This is a genomic window from [Ruminococcus] lactaris ATCC 29176 (assembly GCF_025152405.1).
Lineage (GTDB): Bacteria > Bacillota > Clostridia > Lachnospirales > Lachnospiraceae > Mediterraneibacter > Mediterraneibacter lactaris.
In genome coordinates this window covers 746,030-763,066 of record NZ_CP102292.1, presented here as the reverse complement: position 1 = coordinate 763,066, position 17,037 = coordinate 746,030, and the positions used below count along the sequence as shown (strand labels likewise).

The window sequence follows — 17,037 nt, the reverse complement described above, 5'->3', positions numbered from 1 at the left end:
TGTTCTCCCCCTTTCTTTTGTCTAATTCAGAACAAAAAGGCAGATGTCCGGTCTTTCTCCTGACATCTGCCCCTGATCTCTTTTATTTTAGACTCCGCAAATATTTCCGGTTATCCTATCTTCTACACGCCGAGAATCTTTTTAACGGTCTCTTTCATTTTATCTGCATCACACTCTGTCGTATGACGGATCTCTGCATCTCTGATCTCTTCGATTGCATTCGGAATCGGGAATCCCGAAACCTTGTGCAGCTCATCAATCAACTGGAACTCATCCATCGCATCATAAGCCGGATCGATCGCAGTCATCACGCTGCGTGCAAACTTATACGGGCTTGCCGTAGAAGCAACCAGACACTTCTTCGTATCCTTACTCTCTTCCCGATACTTCTTGCATACATATGCTGCAACTGCTGTATGCGTATCCATCACATATCCGGTCTTTTTATAAGTATCATGGATCATCTCTGCGGTCTCTGCCTCCGTTGCATATCCGCCTCTGAAATCAGCCAGCTTTTCTTTCATCTCAGGGGTAATCTCATAGACACCTTTTTCCTTAAGTTCATTCATCAGCTCTGTATCCTTCTCTGCGTCCTGCCCTGCGATCGTATAAATCAGACGCTCCAGATTACTGGAAATCAGGATATCCATGGACGGAGAAGATGTCAGTACAAACTCCCGATTCCTGTTGTACACACCGGTCTGGAAGAAATCAAATAAGACTTTGTTCTCATTGGAGGCACAGATCAGCTTTGCGATCGGAACGCCCATCTGCTTCGCATAATATGCTGCAAGAATATTTCCAAAGTTTCCGGTCGGAACCGTAACATTGATCTCCTCGCCAGCCTGGATTTCTTCATTCTCAAGCAGCTTTGCATAGGCATACACATAATAAACCACCTGGGGAACAAGACGTCCGATATTGATCGAATTGGCTGAGGAGAACTGATATCCTTTTGCTGCAAGTTCTTTTTCCAGTTCTTTATCTTCAAAAAGAGCCTTCACTCCGCTCTGTGCATGATCAAAATTACCATGGATTGCGACAACAGAAGTATTCTCTCCCTTCTGCGTTACCATCTGCAGTTCCTGCACACGGCTGACGCCTCCCTTTGGATAAAAAACGATGATCTTCGTTCCCGGAACATCTGCAAATCCTGCAAGTGCCGCCTTTCCTGTATCTCCGGAGGTAGCAGTCAGGATCACGATATCATTCTTCACCTGGTTCTTTCTTGCGGAAGTGATCATCAGATGTGGCAGAATTGAAAGTGCCATATCTTTAAATGCGATCGTTGCTCCGTGGAACAGTTCCAGATGATAAGTATCTCCCACCTTCACAAGCGGAGCGATCACTTCTGTATCAAACTTGGAATCATATGCACTGTTAATGCAGTGCTTCAGTTCTTCTTCCGTAAAATCGGTAAGGAACTTTTTCATAACCTCGTAAGCAGTCTCCTGATAAGACATACTCTTCAATTCGTCCATCGTAACATCCAGTTTCGGAACAGCTACCGGTACGAACAGACCACCATCATCTGCAAGTCCTTTTAAGATTGCCTCCGAAGCTGTTACTGTCTTGTCTGCATTTCTTGTACTTTTGTATAAAAGATTCATCGCTTTGCCCTCTTTTTCATATTTTAAAACTTTTTTCTGCTTCTTTTTCTGCAAGTATATCACAACTTTACCGTTTCCTCAAGAAAATTGCACCAACTCCGCAGATTCCCATCAGAACCGGATAATAAAGGTTCGGCAAGATATCAACCGGTGTCAGGCCTGTCAGCGTCGCTGCTGATAAAAGCTGTGCCCCATAAGGGATCATTCCCTGTCCAACTGAAGTGAACATATCCAGAAGGGATGCCGAACGTTTCGGATCTACTCCATACTCTTCACTGATCTCTCTGGCGATCGGTCCTGTCATCACGATTGCAACCGTATTATTTGCCGTACATATATCCACAAATAATGCCAGCAGTGCAATTCCAAGTTCCGCTCCTTTTTTCCCTCTGATCCTGCTTTTGATCAGATCCAGAATAAACTGAATACCACCGGCTTCTTTCACCAGTGACACGATACAGGCAACCAGGATTGAGATCACAGTGATATCGTACATCGAAGTCACTCCGTCCCCGACCACTTTAAACATCTCTGTCACTGCAATATTTCCTGCTGCCACCCCGACGATCAGAGAAATAACAATTCCGCTGATCAGCACAAGAAAGACATTGATTCCCGCCAAAGCTCCCGCCAGTACGATCAGATAAGGAAAAACTTCCCACAGGTTATACTTCAGGTCTCCCTCCAGAGAATAACTGACATTTCTTGTCATGATCCAGAAGATCAGGATACTGAGGACTGCTGCCGGAAGTACCAGCAGAAAATTGGCTTTAAATTTGTCCTTCATATCGCATCCCTGTGTCTTGACTGCTGCGATCGTTGTATCGGAAATCATGGATAGATTATCCCCGAACATTGCTCCGCATACAACAGAAGCAATACAGACAGACAGTTCAAATCCTGTCTTTTCGCTGATTCCCACTGCGATCGGTGCAAGTGCGGCGATCGTTCCCATGGATGTTCCCATAGAAACTGAAATAAAACAGCCGATCACGAAAAGTCCTGCCACCGCAAAGTGGGTCGGTATCAGAGAAAGTCCCAGGTTCACTGTGCTTTCCACTCCTCCTGCTGCTGTTACCGCACCGGAAAATCCACCCGCACAGAGAAAGATCAGACTCATCGTGATAATATTTTCCTCACCGACTCCTTTTGCGATCACTTTGATCTTATCTGCAAACTTCTGTTGTCTGTTCTGCATAAAAGCCACAAATAAAGCAATCAGAAATGCAACCACAGCCGGCATGGCATAAAAGTCTCCAAAAGCAATCCCTGCTCCGAGAAAGATCAGCAGAAAAACTCCGATTGGCAAAAGTGCCGCCGCATTTCCTTTTGTCACTGTATCATTCATATCGTTTCCTTTCTTAAACTTAAAATGAGGATGCGACGATTTTACTCCCGCATCCTCTGTCTGCATCTTCTGCTTTTATTTATTTTTCTTATGATTGGTATAATTTACCAGTCCACCTGCTGCGATCAGCTTCTGCATAAACTCCGGGAACGCCTGTCCCTGATATTCTGTGCCTTTCGTGCGGTCATAGATCTTACCACTGTCGAAATCTACCTCGACTTCATCTCCGGCTTCGATCTCTTTTGCAGCCTCCGGGCATTCAATGATCGGAAGTCCGATATTGATCGCGTTTCTGTAGAAGATCCTTGCAAATGTCTCTGCAATGATACAGCTTACTCCTGCCGTCTTCAGGCAAAGTGGAGCATGCTCTCTGGATGAACCACATCCAAAGTTCTTATTGGCAACGATCAGATCTCCTTTTTTCACATTTTTTACGAAATCCGGGTCAATATCCACCATCGCATGACTTGCAAGCTCCTGTGCATCAAAAGAGTTCAGATATCTTGCCGGAATGATTACGTCCGTATCCACATTATCTCCATATTTAAATACATGTCCTAAAGCTTTTTCCATTACTTTTCACCCACTTTCTCCGGATTTGCAATGCATCCTGCGATTGCACTTGCCGCTGCCACTTCCGGTGATGCAAGATAGATCAGGGAATCCACATGTCCCATACGACCTACAAAGTTACGGTTTGTTGTAGAAACACATTTTTCTCCTGCTGCCATAACACCCATATGGCCACCCATGCAGGGACCACAGCTTGGTGTATTCACTGCACAGCCTGCATCTACAAAGATATCAAGAAGTCCTTCTTTGATACACTCTTTATAGATCTTCTGCGTTGCCGGAATAACCATAACACGTACATCCGGGTGAACAGTATGACCTTTCAGGATCGCTGCTGCCTTTCTTAAATCTTCCATTCTTCCGTTCGTGCAGGAACCGATCACAACCTGATCAATCTTAATTGGTTCCATTGCCTCAACTTCATCAATTGTCTTTGCATTTCCCGGAAGATGTGGGAAAGCAACTGTCGGGCGTACTTTAGAAAGATCTATTTCGATCACTTCATCATAAACCGCATCCTCATCAGCCTCATAAACTGTATATTCTTTCTTGCAATGCTCTGCAAGATAAGCTTTTGTCTTTTCGTCAACCGGGAAGATTCCGTTCTTTGCACCAGCCTCGATCGCCATATTTGCCATCGTAAAACGGTCATCCATCGAAAGACAGGCAATTCCGTCTCCGGTAAATTCCATTGATTTGTAAAGAGCTCCATCCACTCCGATCTGACCGATGATATGGATAATAATGTCTTTACCGCTGACATATTTGGACGGCTTTCCTGTCAGGACAAACTTGATTGCACTCGGAACTTTAAACCAGATCTCACCGGTTGCCATTCCTGTTGCCACGTCGGTTGTTCCCATACCTGTTGAAAATGCTCCCAAAGCTCCGTATGTACAGGTATGTGAATCTGCACCGATAATACATTCACCTGCTGTCACTACACCTGCCTCTGGGAGAATCGCATGTTCTACACCGGATTTTCCCTGTTCAAAATACCATTTCAGTCCCTGTGCCTTTGAGAACTCCCGGATTGCCTTGGAGTTCTCTGCTGACTTGATATCTTTGTTCGGAGTAAAATGATCCGGTACAAACACTACTTTATCCTTATCAAATACAGTATCTGACATCTGCTTTAAGATTGGCAGAGCCATCGGTCCTGTAATATCATTTGCCATAACAATATCGAGCTTCGCCTCGATGAGCTGCCCTGCCTCTACGGAATCCAGTCCGGCATGGGCTGCTAAAATTTTCTGCGTCATTGTCATTCCCATTTTGACATACCTCCTTTTTAAAACGAGATGAAATCTTATTCAATGAAATGGGATCTTATTTCTTCTCGATATATCCCTTTGCTGTCAGAGCCTCTGCACAGAGAACTGCTCCACCGGCTGCTCCTCTGACTGTATTATGGGAAAGTCCGATAAATTTATAATCGAACATAGAATCTTCTCTCAGACGTCCGATTGAAACCCCCATACCATTCTCATAATTCACATCCTCTGCTACCTGTGGACGGTTGTCCTCTTCCAGATACTGGATAAACTGCTTCGGAGCACTCGGAAGTTCTGCTTCCTGCGGGAATCCCTTGAATGTCACAAGTTTCTCGATCAGTTGTTCTTTTGTAGGCTTCTTCTCAAAGTTGATGAATACGGCTGCTGTATGTCCATTGAGAACCGGTACACGTACGCACTGGCATGTAATCTTTGGAAGTTCTGCTTTCACGATCTGTCCGTTTTCTACTTTGCCGAGTACTCGAAGCGGCTCCTGCTCGCTCTTTTCCTCTTCTCCACCGATATAAGGAATGATATTTCCTACCATCTCCGGCCAGTCTTTGAACGTCTTACCTGCTCCTGAGATTGCCTGATAGGTTGTAACAACCAGCTCTTTTGGTCCAAACTCTTTCCATGCAGCAAGGCACGGTGCATAGCTCTGGATGGAGCAGTTCGGCTTTACTGCGATGAATCCACGAGTTGTTCCAAGACGCTTTTTCTGATCTTTGATCACTTCAAAATGCTCTGCATTGATCTCCGGTACTACCATCGGTACATCCGGTGTCCAACGGTGTGCACTGTTGTTGGATACAACCGGTGTCTCCGTCTTTGCATAAGCCTCTTCAATCGCTTTGATCTCTTCTTTTGACATATCTACAGCACTGAATACGAAATCAACAGTAGATGCTACATGCTCTACATCATTTACATTCAGTACAACCAGTTTCTTTACAGCCTCCGGCATCGGAGTATCCATTTTCCAGCGGTCTCCTACTGCTTCTTCATACGTCTTTCCTGCGGAACGCGGACTTGCTGCTACCGTAACCACTTCAAACCATGGGTGGTTCTCAAGCAGAGAGATAAATCTCTGTCCTACCATTCCTGTCGCTCCAAGGATACCAACTTTTAACTTCTGTTCCATTTTCTTTCTTCCTTTCCTGTATCTTACTATTTCAATTATAGTTCTGATTTATAAATATAAATATTCTTCTTCCAGGGCAATCACCTTTTCCATTGCCGCTTTTCCCGGTGCACCGATCGTATTTCTCATCTCTACACAGGTTTTCATGCTGATCGCATCGTAAATATCTTCTTCAAATACCGGTGAAATCGCCTTGAACTCTTCCATAGTGAAATCATCCAGTGCTTTTTTATGCTCAATTCCATACAGTACCAGTTGTCCTACAATGCCATGTGCATCCCGGAACGGCATTCCATGGTTCACCAGATAATCTGCTGCATCGGTCGCATTTGTAAAGCCGTGCTTTGCACTTTCTTCCATTCTTGCATCATTGAACTTCATTGTCCTGAGCATTCCTGTAAATAATGCAAGGCAGCCCTTTGTCGTATCAATGGCATCAAATACAAGTTCTTTATCCTCCTGCATATCCTTATTATATGCCAGTGGGATTCCTTTCATCGTTGTCAGAAGTGACATCAATGCTCCGTAGACTCTTCCGGTCTTGCCACGAACAAGCTCTGCAATATCCGGATTCTTCTTCTGTGGCATAATACTGCTTCCGGTGCTGTAAGCATCATCAATCTCAACAAACTGGTACTCGTTGGAGTTCCAGATGATCACTTCTTCCGAAAACCGGCTCAGATGCATCATGATTGTAGACATCGCTGACAACAGTTCGATGAGATAATCTCTGTCTGACACAGAATCCATACTGTTCAATGTCGGTCCGTCAAATCCAAGCAGCTCTGCTGTATACTCTCTGTCCAACGGATAAGTTGTTCCCGCCAAAGCACCTGCTCCCAGCGGACAATAATTCATTCTCTTATAGATATCTTTCATGCGGAGTCTGTCACGCCTGAACATCTCAAAGTACGCTCCCATATGATGTGCCAGCGTGATCGGCTGTGCTTTCTGCAAATGCGTAAAGCCCGGCATATACGTCTCAACATTTTCCTTCATCAGTTTCAGAAGGACTTCCAGAATCTCTTTTAAAAGACTGTCCAGTTCCAGCACTTCATCTCTTGTATATAATCTCATATCCAGTGCAACCTGATCGTTCCTGCTGCGTCCGGTATGCAGTTTCTTTCCTGCATCTCCGATCCGGTCGATCAGATTCGCCTCTACAAAGCTGTGAATATCTTCGTATTTGTCTGTAATCTCGAGTTTCCCGTTTTCCACATCCTCACGGATTCCGTTCAGCCCGTCTATAATCTGCTTCTTTTCTTCTTCTGTCAAAATCCCCTGCTTTGCAAGCATGGTAACATGAGCAATACTTCCTCGGATATCCTGCTCATAGAATCTCTTGTCAAAAGAAATCGATGCATTGAAATTGTACACCAGTTGATCCGTTTCCTTTGTAAAACGACCACCCCATAACTGTGCCATTTCTCATCCTCTTTTCTATCTTATATTTTCTTTATTCCGGCAGAGGCACTCATTTTCACCTGCTTCAAACCTGCCGTTTTCACGCCGGTTCTCTACATTCGGTTTTAAAATAACCGACTGCACTCTGCTTTTTTCTACTAAGTTTATCATACTAAAGCGTCTGATGTCTACTGTATTTTTTTCTTTTTTTACTTTTCAGTCTGAGATTTTCTCGCTTTATATGAAAATTCGCAGCCACAATAGTCCTGTCTGTAAAGCCCGTAAATTGCTGAAAGTTCAATAGAACGCTTATATCCATTCTTCTTTTTAAAGTCTGACAACAGATACTCCATTCCGTATTCCGCTCCGACACTGCGTCCGATCTCATTTAATTTCTGTGCATTTTTCATTGGACTGATACTTAAAGTTGTTGTAAAGAAATCAAATCCTCCCTCTGCTGCCTTCTGTGCCGTCTTTTTTAACCGCATCTCATAACATTTCATGCAGCGTTCCCCACCTTCCTTTACTTCTTCCAATCCTTTCGCCATTTCATAAAACTGTTCCTTATCATAACTTCCTGCCAGAAAAGAAACCGAATTTTTGAAATGCATTTCACTGATCAGCTTCTGCTGCTCCAAAATCCTTTTTGTATATTCACTTTCAGGATAAATATTGGGATTATAATAAAAGACTGTGATCTTGAAATATTCAGACAGATACTCCAGCACATAACTGCTGCACGGTGCACAACAGCTATGGAGCAAAAGCGTGGGGACTTTGCCTTCTTTCCTTAAAGTATCCAGCACTTTTTCCAGTTCTTTCTGATAATTGATCTTCTGTAAATTCATCGGTATTCCTTCTCCTGTTACTACTCCTCAAATCACCTTTTCCCTGTTCCTACATACTTTAAATATAGATAGAAACGACCGGGAGGATTTTATGAAAACCATTCTTGATCTTCATAATATATATTATTCTTACCACACATCCCACGGAGAAACAAGAGCTTTATCCAATCTTTCCTTTTCTCTTGCCCCCGGAGAATTTGCTGCTGTTGTCGGTCCGTCCGGCTGCGGCAAATCTACTCTGCTCTCACTGATCTGCGGACTGATGAAACCACAGACGGGAGAAATTCTTTTAAATGGTGAGCCTGTCCTTGGAAATTCTCCGCAGATCGGATACATGCTTCAGCACGATCATCTCTTTGAGTGGCGGACTATTTACCGTAATATTTTACTTGGTCCTGAAATCAGCCACACTCTGAACAAAGAGATTCGTGAAAAAGCCAAGTCCATGCTCACTCAGTATGGACTGAAATCTTTTATCCACGCAAGACCTTCCCAGCTTTCCGGTGGAATGCGGCAGCGTGCAGCACTCATCCGCACCCTGCTCCCCGAACCGGAACTTCTTCTTTTAGATGAGCCATTTTCCGCACTGGATTATCAGACCCGGCTGACCGTCAGTGATGATATCGGACAGATTCTCCGGCATTCCGGCAAAACCGCTCTTCTCGTCACTCATGACCTCTCTGAAGCAATCAGCCTGTCTGACCGCATTATCGTTCTGTCCCGGCGTCCGGCAACCGTCTCAACGATCATCCCGGTCACTTTCTCTTTAGAACATGATACCCCATTGAACCGCAGAAATGCACCGGAATTTAAAACCTATTTCAATCAACTTTGGAAGGAGCTGAACCAAAATGAAACTCTTGCATAAACTTCCTGTTCCATTTCTTCGCATTTGGAATCATCATTCTGACTCAGAGAAGAACTCCCTTCCCGGGTACATTTCTCCTGAACAGCTTATTTTTCTGAAAAAAATACGCCATCACCGTCAGTTCGTATTCACCGCACGTATTCTTCTTCTGATCCTCTTTCTGTTACAATGGGAACTCTGTGCCAATGCCGGCATCGTAGATTCCTTTATCTTCAGCAGTCCTTCCCGGATTGCCCGCTGCTTCTGGGAAATGACTCTGGATCAAAGTATCTTTCTTCATATCGGGATCACACTTTACGAGACGCTTGCCAGTTTTGCCTGCGTTACGCTGTTCAGCCTCCTGGTCGCTGTACTTTTATGGAGCAGTCGAAAACTCTCTGAGATACTGGAACCTTATCTGGTCGTTCTGAACAGCCTGCCGAAATCTGCCCTGGCTCCTCTGCTCATTGTATGGCTCGGTGCTACTCCTACAACCATTATCGTTGCCGGAATGTCGGTGGCAGTCTTCGGAAGTATCCTGAATCTTTACACAGCTTTCATCACCGTAGATGAGGAAAAGATCCGGCTGATCTATACCCTGCATGGAAAACGGCAGCATATCCTGACCAAAGTAATACTCCCAAGTTCTATTCCCGCTGTCATAAGCAACATGAAAGTAAATATCGGGCTCTGTCTTGTAGGAGTCGTGATTGGTGAATTTCTTGCCGCAAAAAGCGGACTTGGGTATCTGATCATTTATGCAAGTCAGACATTTAAAATGACCTGGCTCCTCATGAGTATCTGCATCCTCTGTCTTATCGCCATGGCACTTTATGCTCTTATTAACGCTTTGGAAAAATGGTATCAGCGGAAATATTAGTGAAATTTGTAGTTGTTGGAATGATACGCTTGTAAAGAAAAAGACTTCTTTGTGACGAATCGGACGCGGAAATCAGGGATATTCCTTCGCAGTGCAGGCCCGCTTTACCTCAGCCCGTTGACCGTTTGTAACTCGAAAGTGGAAATCTTCGTGCAAAGGCACTCGATTTACTTTCTCTAACAAACGCTGCAAAGTGTCTTCGGAACGCTCCCTGCTAATGCACCTGCTCAGGAACACCCTGCTTTCCGCTGACCATCTCAATAAGAAGTTTTTAGCTCCACAGCGTATTCACTCAACAATGCAAATTTCAAAAGGATAGAAAAAAGCCGGATGGCTATTGACTAAGATATTCGATCGTAAATATCAGATAGTAGATATTGTATTTACTAGTATAATCCACTTTAAATAACAAACTATTTTAATTCACATTCCTATTATGGTATAATTGAACCATCGGAGGTGCCAATTATGCCTAATACAATTAAAACTATTTCTTTAACAGACGATGATAAATCTTACTTAAATAAACTGCTGACTCAGAGCACTTTGGAAATTCGCGTTTATCAACGTGCTAGGATCCTTCTGCTCAAATCTGAGGGTGCATCTAACGAAGCAATTGCTGACAAACTGGATATTGGAATCAGTGTGGTAAAACGTTGTCTTAACAAATTTAAAGAGAACGGTGTTGAAGCTTCTTTACGTGATAACAAAGGCCGTGGAAGAAAAACGGAAATCACCGATGACGATATCACCTGGGTAATCAGTAAAGCCTGCCAAAAACCGAAGGATTACGGCTATTCTGCTGAATTCTGGTATCCCATGAGTTTCAGGAAATTCATCAACTCTATAGCAGAAACGGAAGGGCATCCTCGTATGGCAACAGTAGCTGAAACAACGCTTCGGAAAATTCTGAGCAATGCAAGGATCAAACCGTTTCAGGTGTCCTATTACTGCGAAAGACGGGATCCTGAGTTTGATGCAAAAATGCATGATGTCCTTGTTATCTACAAGCAGATTGAAATGCAGTTTGACAAGGATGGAAAACTGATTCCCTTTGAGAAAGATGCCGTACATACCCTGTCTTATGATGAAAAGCCAGGAATTCAGGCAATTGCTACCACAGGTGAAGACCGTCCACCGATTCCGAATACAGATAAAAGGAATGGCTATCAGCGAGATTATGAGTATGTCAGGCTGGGAACCCTCTCCCTGCTTGCAGCGATTGATTTGCTCTCAGGAGAAGCAATTCCATTAGTAAGTGAAACTCATAAAAGTTCTGACTTTGTGACTTTTCTAAAGAAACTTGATGAAAAATATCCAAAGGGCGATATGATTCGGATTATTCTGGATAATCACTCTGCACATACCTCCAAAGAAACCCAGGAATATCTGAATACGGTTTCTGGACGTTTTGAGTTTGTATTTACACCCAAACATGGTTCCTGGTTAAACATGATTGAAGGTTTTTTCAGTAAAATGACAAAGCAGATGCTGGGTGGAATCCGTGTGGAAAGCAAGAAAGAACTCGAAGATAGAATCTACAGATACTTTGATGAAATCAACAAAGAACCTGTGCCATACAAATGGACATATAAAATGGATACCATCGATCTTTCTCAAGAAGATATTGATTCCATAGTGTATGAGGTTGTAAATGCAAAAGCTGCTTCAGCAGAAAACAAAAACAAAAAAGCACCAAAACCAATTTCACGAAAGAGAAAGTCTATCTAGAATTAGCATAAAATGCTAATTTGAAACAGGCTTCTAATTTGCGTGGATTATACTAGATGCCAGGGTCAAAAGGTCTAAGCCCACATGAGCTTGCTCATAGGTGGGTGAAAGACCTTAGAACCCGCCCCGATATGAGCATAAAAGTGGGATGATAATCCCACGATATGCGAATATTGGGTAGGATTGTGGGAGTGCGTAGCACGGAGCAATCCGTAGGCATCAAAGTCGGGGGCTTTTGACCCCGACATCTTTACTATTTGACTAATCATTTATCTTAGTTGATAGCCTTCCGGCTCTTTATTTCTTATTGAAATTTCGTATTTGTTGAAAGAAAATATCCTGATGCGAGGAAAGTTTTCTGACTTGAAAAGCCTAATATCCGCCCTTGCTGTTGCGTGAGCAGTGCATTGACAGGGAGCGTTCCGAAGACACTTTGCCCAACTTGTTAAGGAACGTAAACAGGAGTGCCTCTGCACGAGTGTTTCCACATTCCTGTTACAAGTTGTCAACGGGCTGAGGTAAAGCGGGTCCTGCACTGCGATGCAACAACAAGGGCGGATATGAACGTTTTTTCATCAGATACTTTCTACTGCCGAGATATTTTCACCCCGACAACTACAAATTTCACTCACATCATCCCACAAACTTACTCCAGTATCCCTGCACGAAGATAAAGAGTACGATCAGTGGCAGAATATAAGATACATAAATTCTTGTCCATTTCGGAAATTTGATTCCTTCTCCTGCATTTGCCTCTTCACAGAACTTCTTCCATCCCCAGCCATAGCGACTCGTACAGAATAAAAGGTAAACCAGACTGCCAAGTGGGAGCAGATTATTACTTACAATAAAATCTTCCAGATCCAGTACATTACTTCCTGCTCCAAGTGGCTGGAATCCGCTCAGTACATTAAAGCCCAGAACGCATGGCAGAGAAAGGATCACGATCGCAATCAGATTTACCACGACCGCCTTTGCTCTTGAGCAGTTGGTCAGATCCATTGCAAATGCAATGATATTTTCAAAAACTGCAATGATCGTAGATGCTGCTGCGAAAAGCATGCACAGGAAAAATAAGGTTCCCCAGATCCTTCCGCCACTCATGGAATTAAAAATATTCGGCAGTGTAATAAAAACCAGACTCGGACCACTGTCCGGTTGAACTCCAAACGCAAAGCAGGCTGGAAAGATGATCATTCCAGCGATCAGTGCCACGCATGTATCCAGTATGGTCACGCAGACCGCCTCTCCTGTCAGCCTTCTCTTCTTATCAATATAACTTCCGAAAATTGCAATCGCACCAATACCGAGACTTAATGTAAAGAAAGACTGTCCCATGGCTGCAAAAATAACTTCTTTCATTCCTGATTCTGCTGCCTTTTTAAAGTCAGGCAACAGATAGAATCTGATTCCTTCTCCCGCACCCGGAAGTGTTGCAGAACGGATTGCCAGGATCACCATCAGTGCCAGTAAAAGAAGCATCATTTTCTTGGTAATCTTTTCTACTCCCTTCTGCAATCCCATGCAGACAATCCCAAAGCAGGCTGCTACAACTACAATCATACAGATTGTCATCAGCCCCGGTTTCTCCATCAGATTTCCGAAGACACCTGCAATCTCATCTGCATTCTTTCCTTCAAACTCACCGCCTGCCATCTTAAATACATACAGCAGAATCCATCCTCCGATCGTCGTATAAAACATCATCAGGAGATAATTTCCCGCCATGCCAAACCATTTATACCAGTGCCATTTTGTTCCCAGTGGCTCCAGCCGGTCAAATGACATCGCCACGCTTGCCTGACTTGCACGTCCTACAGCAAATTCCATGACCATGATCGGCAGCCCCAAAAGCACCAGAAATACCAAATAAATCAATACAAATGCTGCTCCACCGTATTTTCCGGTAATATACGGGAACCGCCAGACATTCCCCAGACCGATGGCACAACCGGCTGAAATCAGGATAAATCCCAGCCTTGAGCCAAATTTTTCTCTTTGCATTCTTAACTTTCCTCTCTTCCTTCTTTCTTGTCATAAAATGCCTTCACCGAACTTACTACCATCCGGTAAGTCATATCAGCCGCATAATCCGGACTTTTATCCTCTCCGTCCTCAAGCCATGTCTTGACAAGACCAAGACATCCGTTCAGGCAATAAGAATAAAAATAATTCATCTCGCCTGATTTTTCCGGAAACATCTGCAGTAAAACTTCTCTCGAATTTTCTTCCAAAAGATCTTCCATCTTATGGATAAACCCAATATCTCCATAAGGTCCGATCAAAGCACATCCAATTTCCCGGTTACGGTCAAGTACCTGAAAAATATCTTTAATAAAAGAAAATGCAGAATCATTTTCCCGGTCGATTGGATGATCATGGATCGCACGCTTCATCTCATCCATCATCTCATTTTCAATCTCTCTCAAAAGTGTTGGGATATCCGAATAGTGAAGATAAAAAGTGGAACGGTTAATATCCACTTCATCTACCAGTTCTTTCACCGTGATCTCTCCGATACTTTTTTCCTTCATCAGATGTGCCAGACCTTTTCTGAGCTGACTTTTCGTCTTTCTCACCCGCCGGTCCGTCTTTTTCTGCATAATAATTCCCCCTTTATGTGACCATTTACACCTCTTTACTCCCATTTCCTGCTATCTTTTTCTCTGAGCAGCCCTGTCAGGCAAATAAATACTGGTCATTTCTCATCATTTTGTCTACTAAAAGACAGATAACTTGTTCATTGATGGTTGTAAATTAGTTTCTTCATTAATATAATACTTTTTAGCAAGAAAATCAACATTGTATCTATTACTAGAATATTTCTTTTAAAAGGAGTGTTATTTATGAAAAAAGCAATGCGAATCTTTTGTCGCGATCTGCGGCGGCTCATTCACAGTCCGGCAGCCATGCTGGTCATGGCAGGTGTTGCGATCCTGCCTTCACTCTATGCCTGGTTCAATATTGCTGCCAATATTGATCCTTATGCAAATACTTCAGCAATTCAGATTGCCGTTGCCAATAATGATCAGGATGCCTCCACCAATGACCTCACAATCAATGCCGGTGACCAGATCATGGAAAATCTGAAAGAAAATGACCAACTTGGCTGGGTTTTTACTTCTGAAGAAAAGGCGGTTGACGGAGTCCGTTCGGGAAAATATTATGCAGCCATTGTAATCCCTGAAGACTTCAGCGATTCCCTTCTCAGTGTTCTTTCCGGTACTCTTGAAACACCGGAACTGAATTACTATATTAATGAAAAGGTAAATGCCATCGCTCCAAAAATCACAGATACCGGAGCAAGTACGATCCAGACTCAGATCAACGATACGTTTTCATCTATTGCCGCTGAATCTGTATCAGAAGTGTTAAAAGAATCCATTTCGGATCTGTCCGGAACTGTAAATTCTACTAATTCTGAGATTGTCTCGCTTCTGAAAAAAGCAGATAAGAACTTAAATGAATACGAAGCACTTTTAACTGAGTTTACAGAAAAGACTTCCCAGTCCCATGATCTGATCTCAGATGCAAAAGATGCTTCTGATTCTCTTGGAAATGCAGCCGTTTCCGGATCATCTGCCCTTGAAAATGCACAGGATGCACTGAAAACAGGCCGCCAGGCAGCGGGAGATTTTTCCTCCTCACTTTCCAAATCCATTTCCGACGGAGAACAGATCCTGAACAGTGCGAATAGTTCTGTCTCTTCGGGGCTGACTTCTTTGGAAGGAAGTGCCGGAAAGATTAACCAGTCTCTCCAGCAGGCTCTGGACTCTGCCGGAAATGTAACCGCTCTGAATGCATCCCTTTTGGAAAAAATGCAGGAAATTGCTGCCTCCACACCGGTTGTCAGTGAACAGCTTTCTGCCGCTATTGCAAAATTACAGGCACAGAATCAGGAAAACCAGACTCTGCTCAACAGCTTAAGTACTGCAAATACAAGTATTAAAAACGCTTTGGATACAACCTCTCAGACCCGGCAGGATATTTCCTCGCTCACGCAGCAGAGTATCGACGGACTGCATTCTTTCAGAACGACACTGGACGAAAATCTGCTCCCACAGCTCAATGCGACGCTGGATACATTTTCCTCGCTCACCGGAGAACTGACCGGAATCCTGAATGGTGTTCCGGCAACTTCCGAACAGCTCAGGGGAATCCTGACGCAACTTGATTCTGGTCTGACCGATACAGCCAACGCACTGAACGGTACAAAAGATGCCCTTTCTACCGTTTCCGACCGGCTTGGAACTGTGCAGACGGATCTGAATGCCATTACCAGTTCGGCTACTTTCCAGACGCTCCTTTCTCTGGAAGGAATGAATGCTGATAAGATTTCCGAATTTATGTCCTCCCCGGTGGAGATTGAAACAGAAACTTTTTATTCTGTAAAAAATTACGGTTCATCCATGACTCCTTTTTACACAAACCTTGCGATCTGGGTTGGCGGAATCGTCCTGATCGCCATTTTAAAAATGGAGGTTAACCGCGATCAGACCATGCGTTCCTATGGTTCTGTCTCACTTTACTTCGGACGCTGGCTGTTATTCGTCACAGTAGGTATGATCCAGGGCTTTATTGTCTGCCTTGGAGATGTACTTCTTCCGGGAATCCAGTGCGTACATCCGGCTCAGTTTATTCTGACCGGTGTGATTTGTTCCTTTGTATACGTGAATATCATCTACGCACTTTCGCTTACTTTTAAACATATCGGGAAAGCACTGTGCGTCATTCTCGTTATTTTACAGATTCCCGGCTCTTCCGGTACTTATCCGGTTGAAATGACACCTGTATTTTTCCAGAAGCTCCATCCACTCCTTCCATTTACTTACGGAGTCGGAGCTATGAGAGAATGTATCGCAGGATTTTACGGAACAACCTTCCGAAAAGATCTTATGATCCTGCTGCTCGCCTATGTTCCACTCTCTTTACTGATCGGACTTGGACTTCGCCCGCTTCTTGCCGGACTGAACCATCTTTTTGACAAGAAACTGGCTGAGACTGAATTTATGATGTGCGAACCTCATGAAATTTCCGTCAACCGCAGTACGCAGCTTGCTCTCCTTCTGAAAGCCTCTCTTTCACAGGAAGAGCTGAAACTGACAACCGCTGCCAAGGCACAGGCTTTTGAAAAGAACTACAGAAGAATGGTACGCTATGGATTCCTTGCAATTGCGTTGATTCCTCTGATCTTCCTGATTCTGATGTTCAGCCTGGAATCGAAAATCATCTTCCTTGTACTCTGGATCATTTCGATCATTGCCATCGCATTGTTCCTGATCATTGTTGAATTTATTCACTCGAAACTGGAAGAACAGCAGCAGCTTGCCGGCATGACTTTTGATGAAATGCTGGAGACTTTCCGCAAAAAGGAGGATTAA

General features: G+C 43.7%; 13 protein-coding genes. 4 read left to right on the top strand and 9 right to left on the bottom strand.

Features of this window, described 5'->3' with window-relative positions; all coding sequences use genetic code 11:
- Nucleotides 1-122: 122 nt before the first annotated feature.
- The 7 genes from thrC to NQ541_RS03555 form a co-directional block, all read right to left on the bottom strand.
- Nucleotides 123-1,610, bottom strand: coding sequence for a threonine synthase (thrC, locus tag NQ541_RS03585; protein WP_044940040.1), 1,488 nt, complete (start codon nucleotides 1,608-1,610; stop codon nucleotides 123-125).
- A gap of 67 nt (nucleotides 1,611-1,677) precedes the next feature.
- Nucleotides 1,678-2,958 (bottom strand): Na+/H+ antiporter NhaC family protein, encoded by a 1,281-nt coding sequence (locus NQ541_RS03580; protein WP_044905429.1) that lies wholly within the window; start codon nucleotides 2,956-2,958, stop codon nucleotides 1,678-1,680.
- Between the two features lie 75 nt (nucleotides 2,959-3,033).
- Nucleotides 3,034-3,531: a 3-isopropylmalate dehydratase small subunit gene (leuD, locus tag NQ541_RS03575; protein WP_005609257.1), complete on the bottom strand. Its 498-nt coding sequence runs from the start codon at nucleotides 3,529-3,531 to the stop codon at nucleotides 3,034-3,036.
- The gene (gene leuC / locus NQ541_RS03570; RefSeq protein ID WP_005609258.1) at nucleotides 3,531-4,805 is read right to left on the bottom strand and encodes a 3-isopropylmalate dehydratase large subunit; all 1,275 of its coding nucleotides are present in this window, start codon (nucleotides 4,803-4,805) and stop codon (nucleotides 3,531-3,533) included. Before leuC ends, leuD begins: the two co-directional genes overlap by 1 nt.
- 55 nt (nucleotides 4,806-4,860) lie before the next feature.
- Entirely contained in the window at nucleotides 4,861-5,946 is a 1,086-nt protein-coding gene (gene asd, locus NQ541_RS03565) for an aspartate-semialdehyde dehydrogenase (RefSeq protein WP_005609260.1), read from the bottom strand.
- 48 nt (nucleotides 5,947-5,994) lie between these two features.
- A complete protein-coding gene (gene argH, locus NQ541_RS03560) occupies nucleotides 5,995-7,371 on the bottom strand; it encodes an argininosuccinate lyase (RefSeq protein ID WP_005609263.1) in 1,377 nt (458 codons plus the stop codon).
- Between the two features lie 188 nt (nucleotides 7,372-7,559).
- A complete protein-coding gene (locus tag NQ541_RS03555; RefSeq protein ID WP_005609266.1) occupies nucleotides 7,560-8,198 on the bottom strand; it encodes an epoxyqueuosine reductase QueH in 639 nt (212 codons plus the stop codon).
- A 91-nt stretch (nucleotides 8,199-8,289) separates the two neighbouring features.
- Between NQ541_RS03555 and NQ541_RS03550 the strand changes: the two genes are divergently transcribed.
- The 3 genes from NQ541_RS03550 to NQ541_RS03540 all read left to right on the top strand — a co-directional run bounded on the left by NQ541_RS03550 (nucleotide 8,290) and on the right by NQ541_RS03540 (nucleotide 11,656).
- Nucleotides 8,290-9,066: an ABC transporter ATP-binding protein gene (locus NQ541_RS03550; RefSeq protein ID WP_005609268.1), complete on the top strand. Its 777-nt coding sequence runs from the start codon at nucleotides 8,290-8,292 to the stop codon at nucleotides 9,064-9,066.
- A complete protein-coding gene (locus tag NQ541_RS03545; protein ID WP_005609270.1) occupies nucleotides 9,050-9,925 on the top strand; it encodes an ABC transporter permease in 876 nt (291 codons plus the stop codon). The genes NQ541_RS03550 and NQ541_RS03545 overlap by 17 nt, the downstream gene beginning before the upstream one ends.
- Nucleotides 9,926-10,393: 468 nt before the next feature.
- Nucleotides 10,394-11,656: an IS630 family transposase gene (locus tag NQ541_RS03540; RefSeq protein WP_005608582.1), complete on the top strand. Its 1,263-nt coding sequence runs from the start codon at nucleotides 10,394-10,396 to the stop codon at nucleotides 11,654-11,656.
- A gap of 633 nt (nucleotides 11,657-12,289) precedes the next feature.
- Here the strand turns inward: NQ541_RS03540 and NQ541_RS03535 are convergent.
- Nucleotides 12,290-13,660 (bottom strand): sodium-dependent transporter, encoded by a 1,371-nt coding sequence (locus tag NQ541_RS03535; protein ID WP_005609279.1) that lies wholly within the window; start codon nucleotides 13,658-13,660, stop codon nucleotides 12,290-12,292.
- A gap of 2 nt (nucleotides 13,661-13,662) precedes the next feature.
- On the bottom strand, nucleotides 13,663-14,259 hold the full coding sequence (locus NQ541_RS03530) for a TetR/AcrR family transcriptional regulator (RefSeq protein WP_023922103.1): 597 nt from the start codon (nucleotides 14,257-14,259) through the stop codon (nucleotides 13,663-13,665).
- Nucleotides 14,260-14,502: 243 nt separating this feature from the next.
- Between NQ541_RS03530 and NQ541_RS03525 the strand changes: the two genes are divergently transcribed.
- Nucleotides 14,503-17,037: a YhgE/Pip domain-containing protein gene (locus tag NQ541_RS03525; protein WP_005609281.1), complete on the top strand. Its 2,535-nt coding sequence runs from the start codon at nucleotides 14,503-14,505 to the stop codon at nucleotides 17,035-17,037.

Bases quoted from the DNA above. Each gene is read 5' to 3' on its own strand.
- thrC (WP_044940040.1), bottom strand. From the start codon at position 1,610: ATGAATCTTTTATACAAAAGTACAAGAAATGCAGACAAGACAGTAACA.
- NQ541_RS03580 (WP_044905429.1), bottom strand. From the start codon at position 2,958: ATGAATGATACAGTGACAAAAGGAAATGCGGCGGCACTTTTGCCAATC.
- leuD (WP_005609257.1), bottom strand. From the start codon at position 3,531: ATGGAAAAAGCTTTAGGACATGTATTTAAATATGGAGATAATGTGGAT.
- leuC (WP_005609258.1), bottom strand. From the start codon at position 4,805: ATGGGAATGACAATGACGCAGAAAATTTTAGCAGCCCATGCCGGACTG.
- asd (WP_005609260.1), bottom strand. From the start codon at position 5,946: ATGGAACAGAAGTTAAAAGTTGGTATCCTTGGAGCGACAGGAATGGTA.
- argH (WP_005609263.1), bottom strand. From the start codon at position 7,371: ATGGCACAGTTATGGGGTGGTCGTTTTACAAAGGAAACGGATCAACTG.
- NQ541_RS03555 (WP_005609266.1), bottom strand. From the start codon at position 8,198: ATGAATTTACAGAAGATCAATTATCAGAAAGAACTGGAAAAAGTGCTG.
- NQ541_RS03550 (WP_005609268.1), top strand. From the start codon at position 8,290: ATGAAAACCATTCTTGATCTTCATAATATATATTATTCTTACCACACA.
- NQ541_RS03545 (WP_005609270.1), top strand. From the start codon at position 9,050: ATGAAACTCTTGCATAAACTTCCTGTTCCATTTCTTCGCATTTGGAAT.
- NQ541_RS03540 (WP_005608582.1), top strand. From the start codon at position 10,394: ATGCCTAATACAATTAAAACTATTTCTTTAACAGACGATGATAAATCT.
- NQ541_RS03535 (WP_005609279.1), bottom strand. From the start codon at position 13,660: ATGCAAAGAGAAAAATTTGGCTCAAGGCTGGGATTTATCCTGATTTCA.
- NQ541_RS03530 (WP_023922103.1), bottom strand. From the start codon at position 14,259: ATGCAGAAAAAGACGGACCGGCGGGTGAGAAAGACGAAAAGTCAGCTC.
- NQ541_RS03525 (WP_005609281.1), top strand. From the start codon at position 14,503: ATGAAAAAAGCAATGCGAATCTTTTGTCGCGATCTGCGGCGGCTCATT.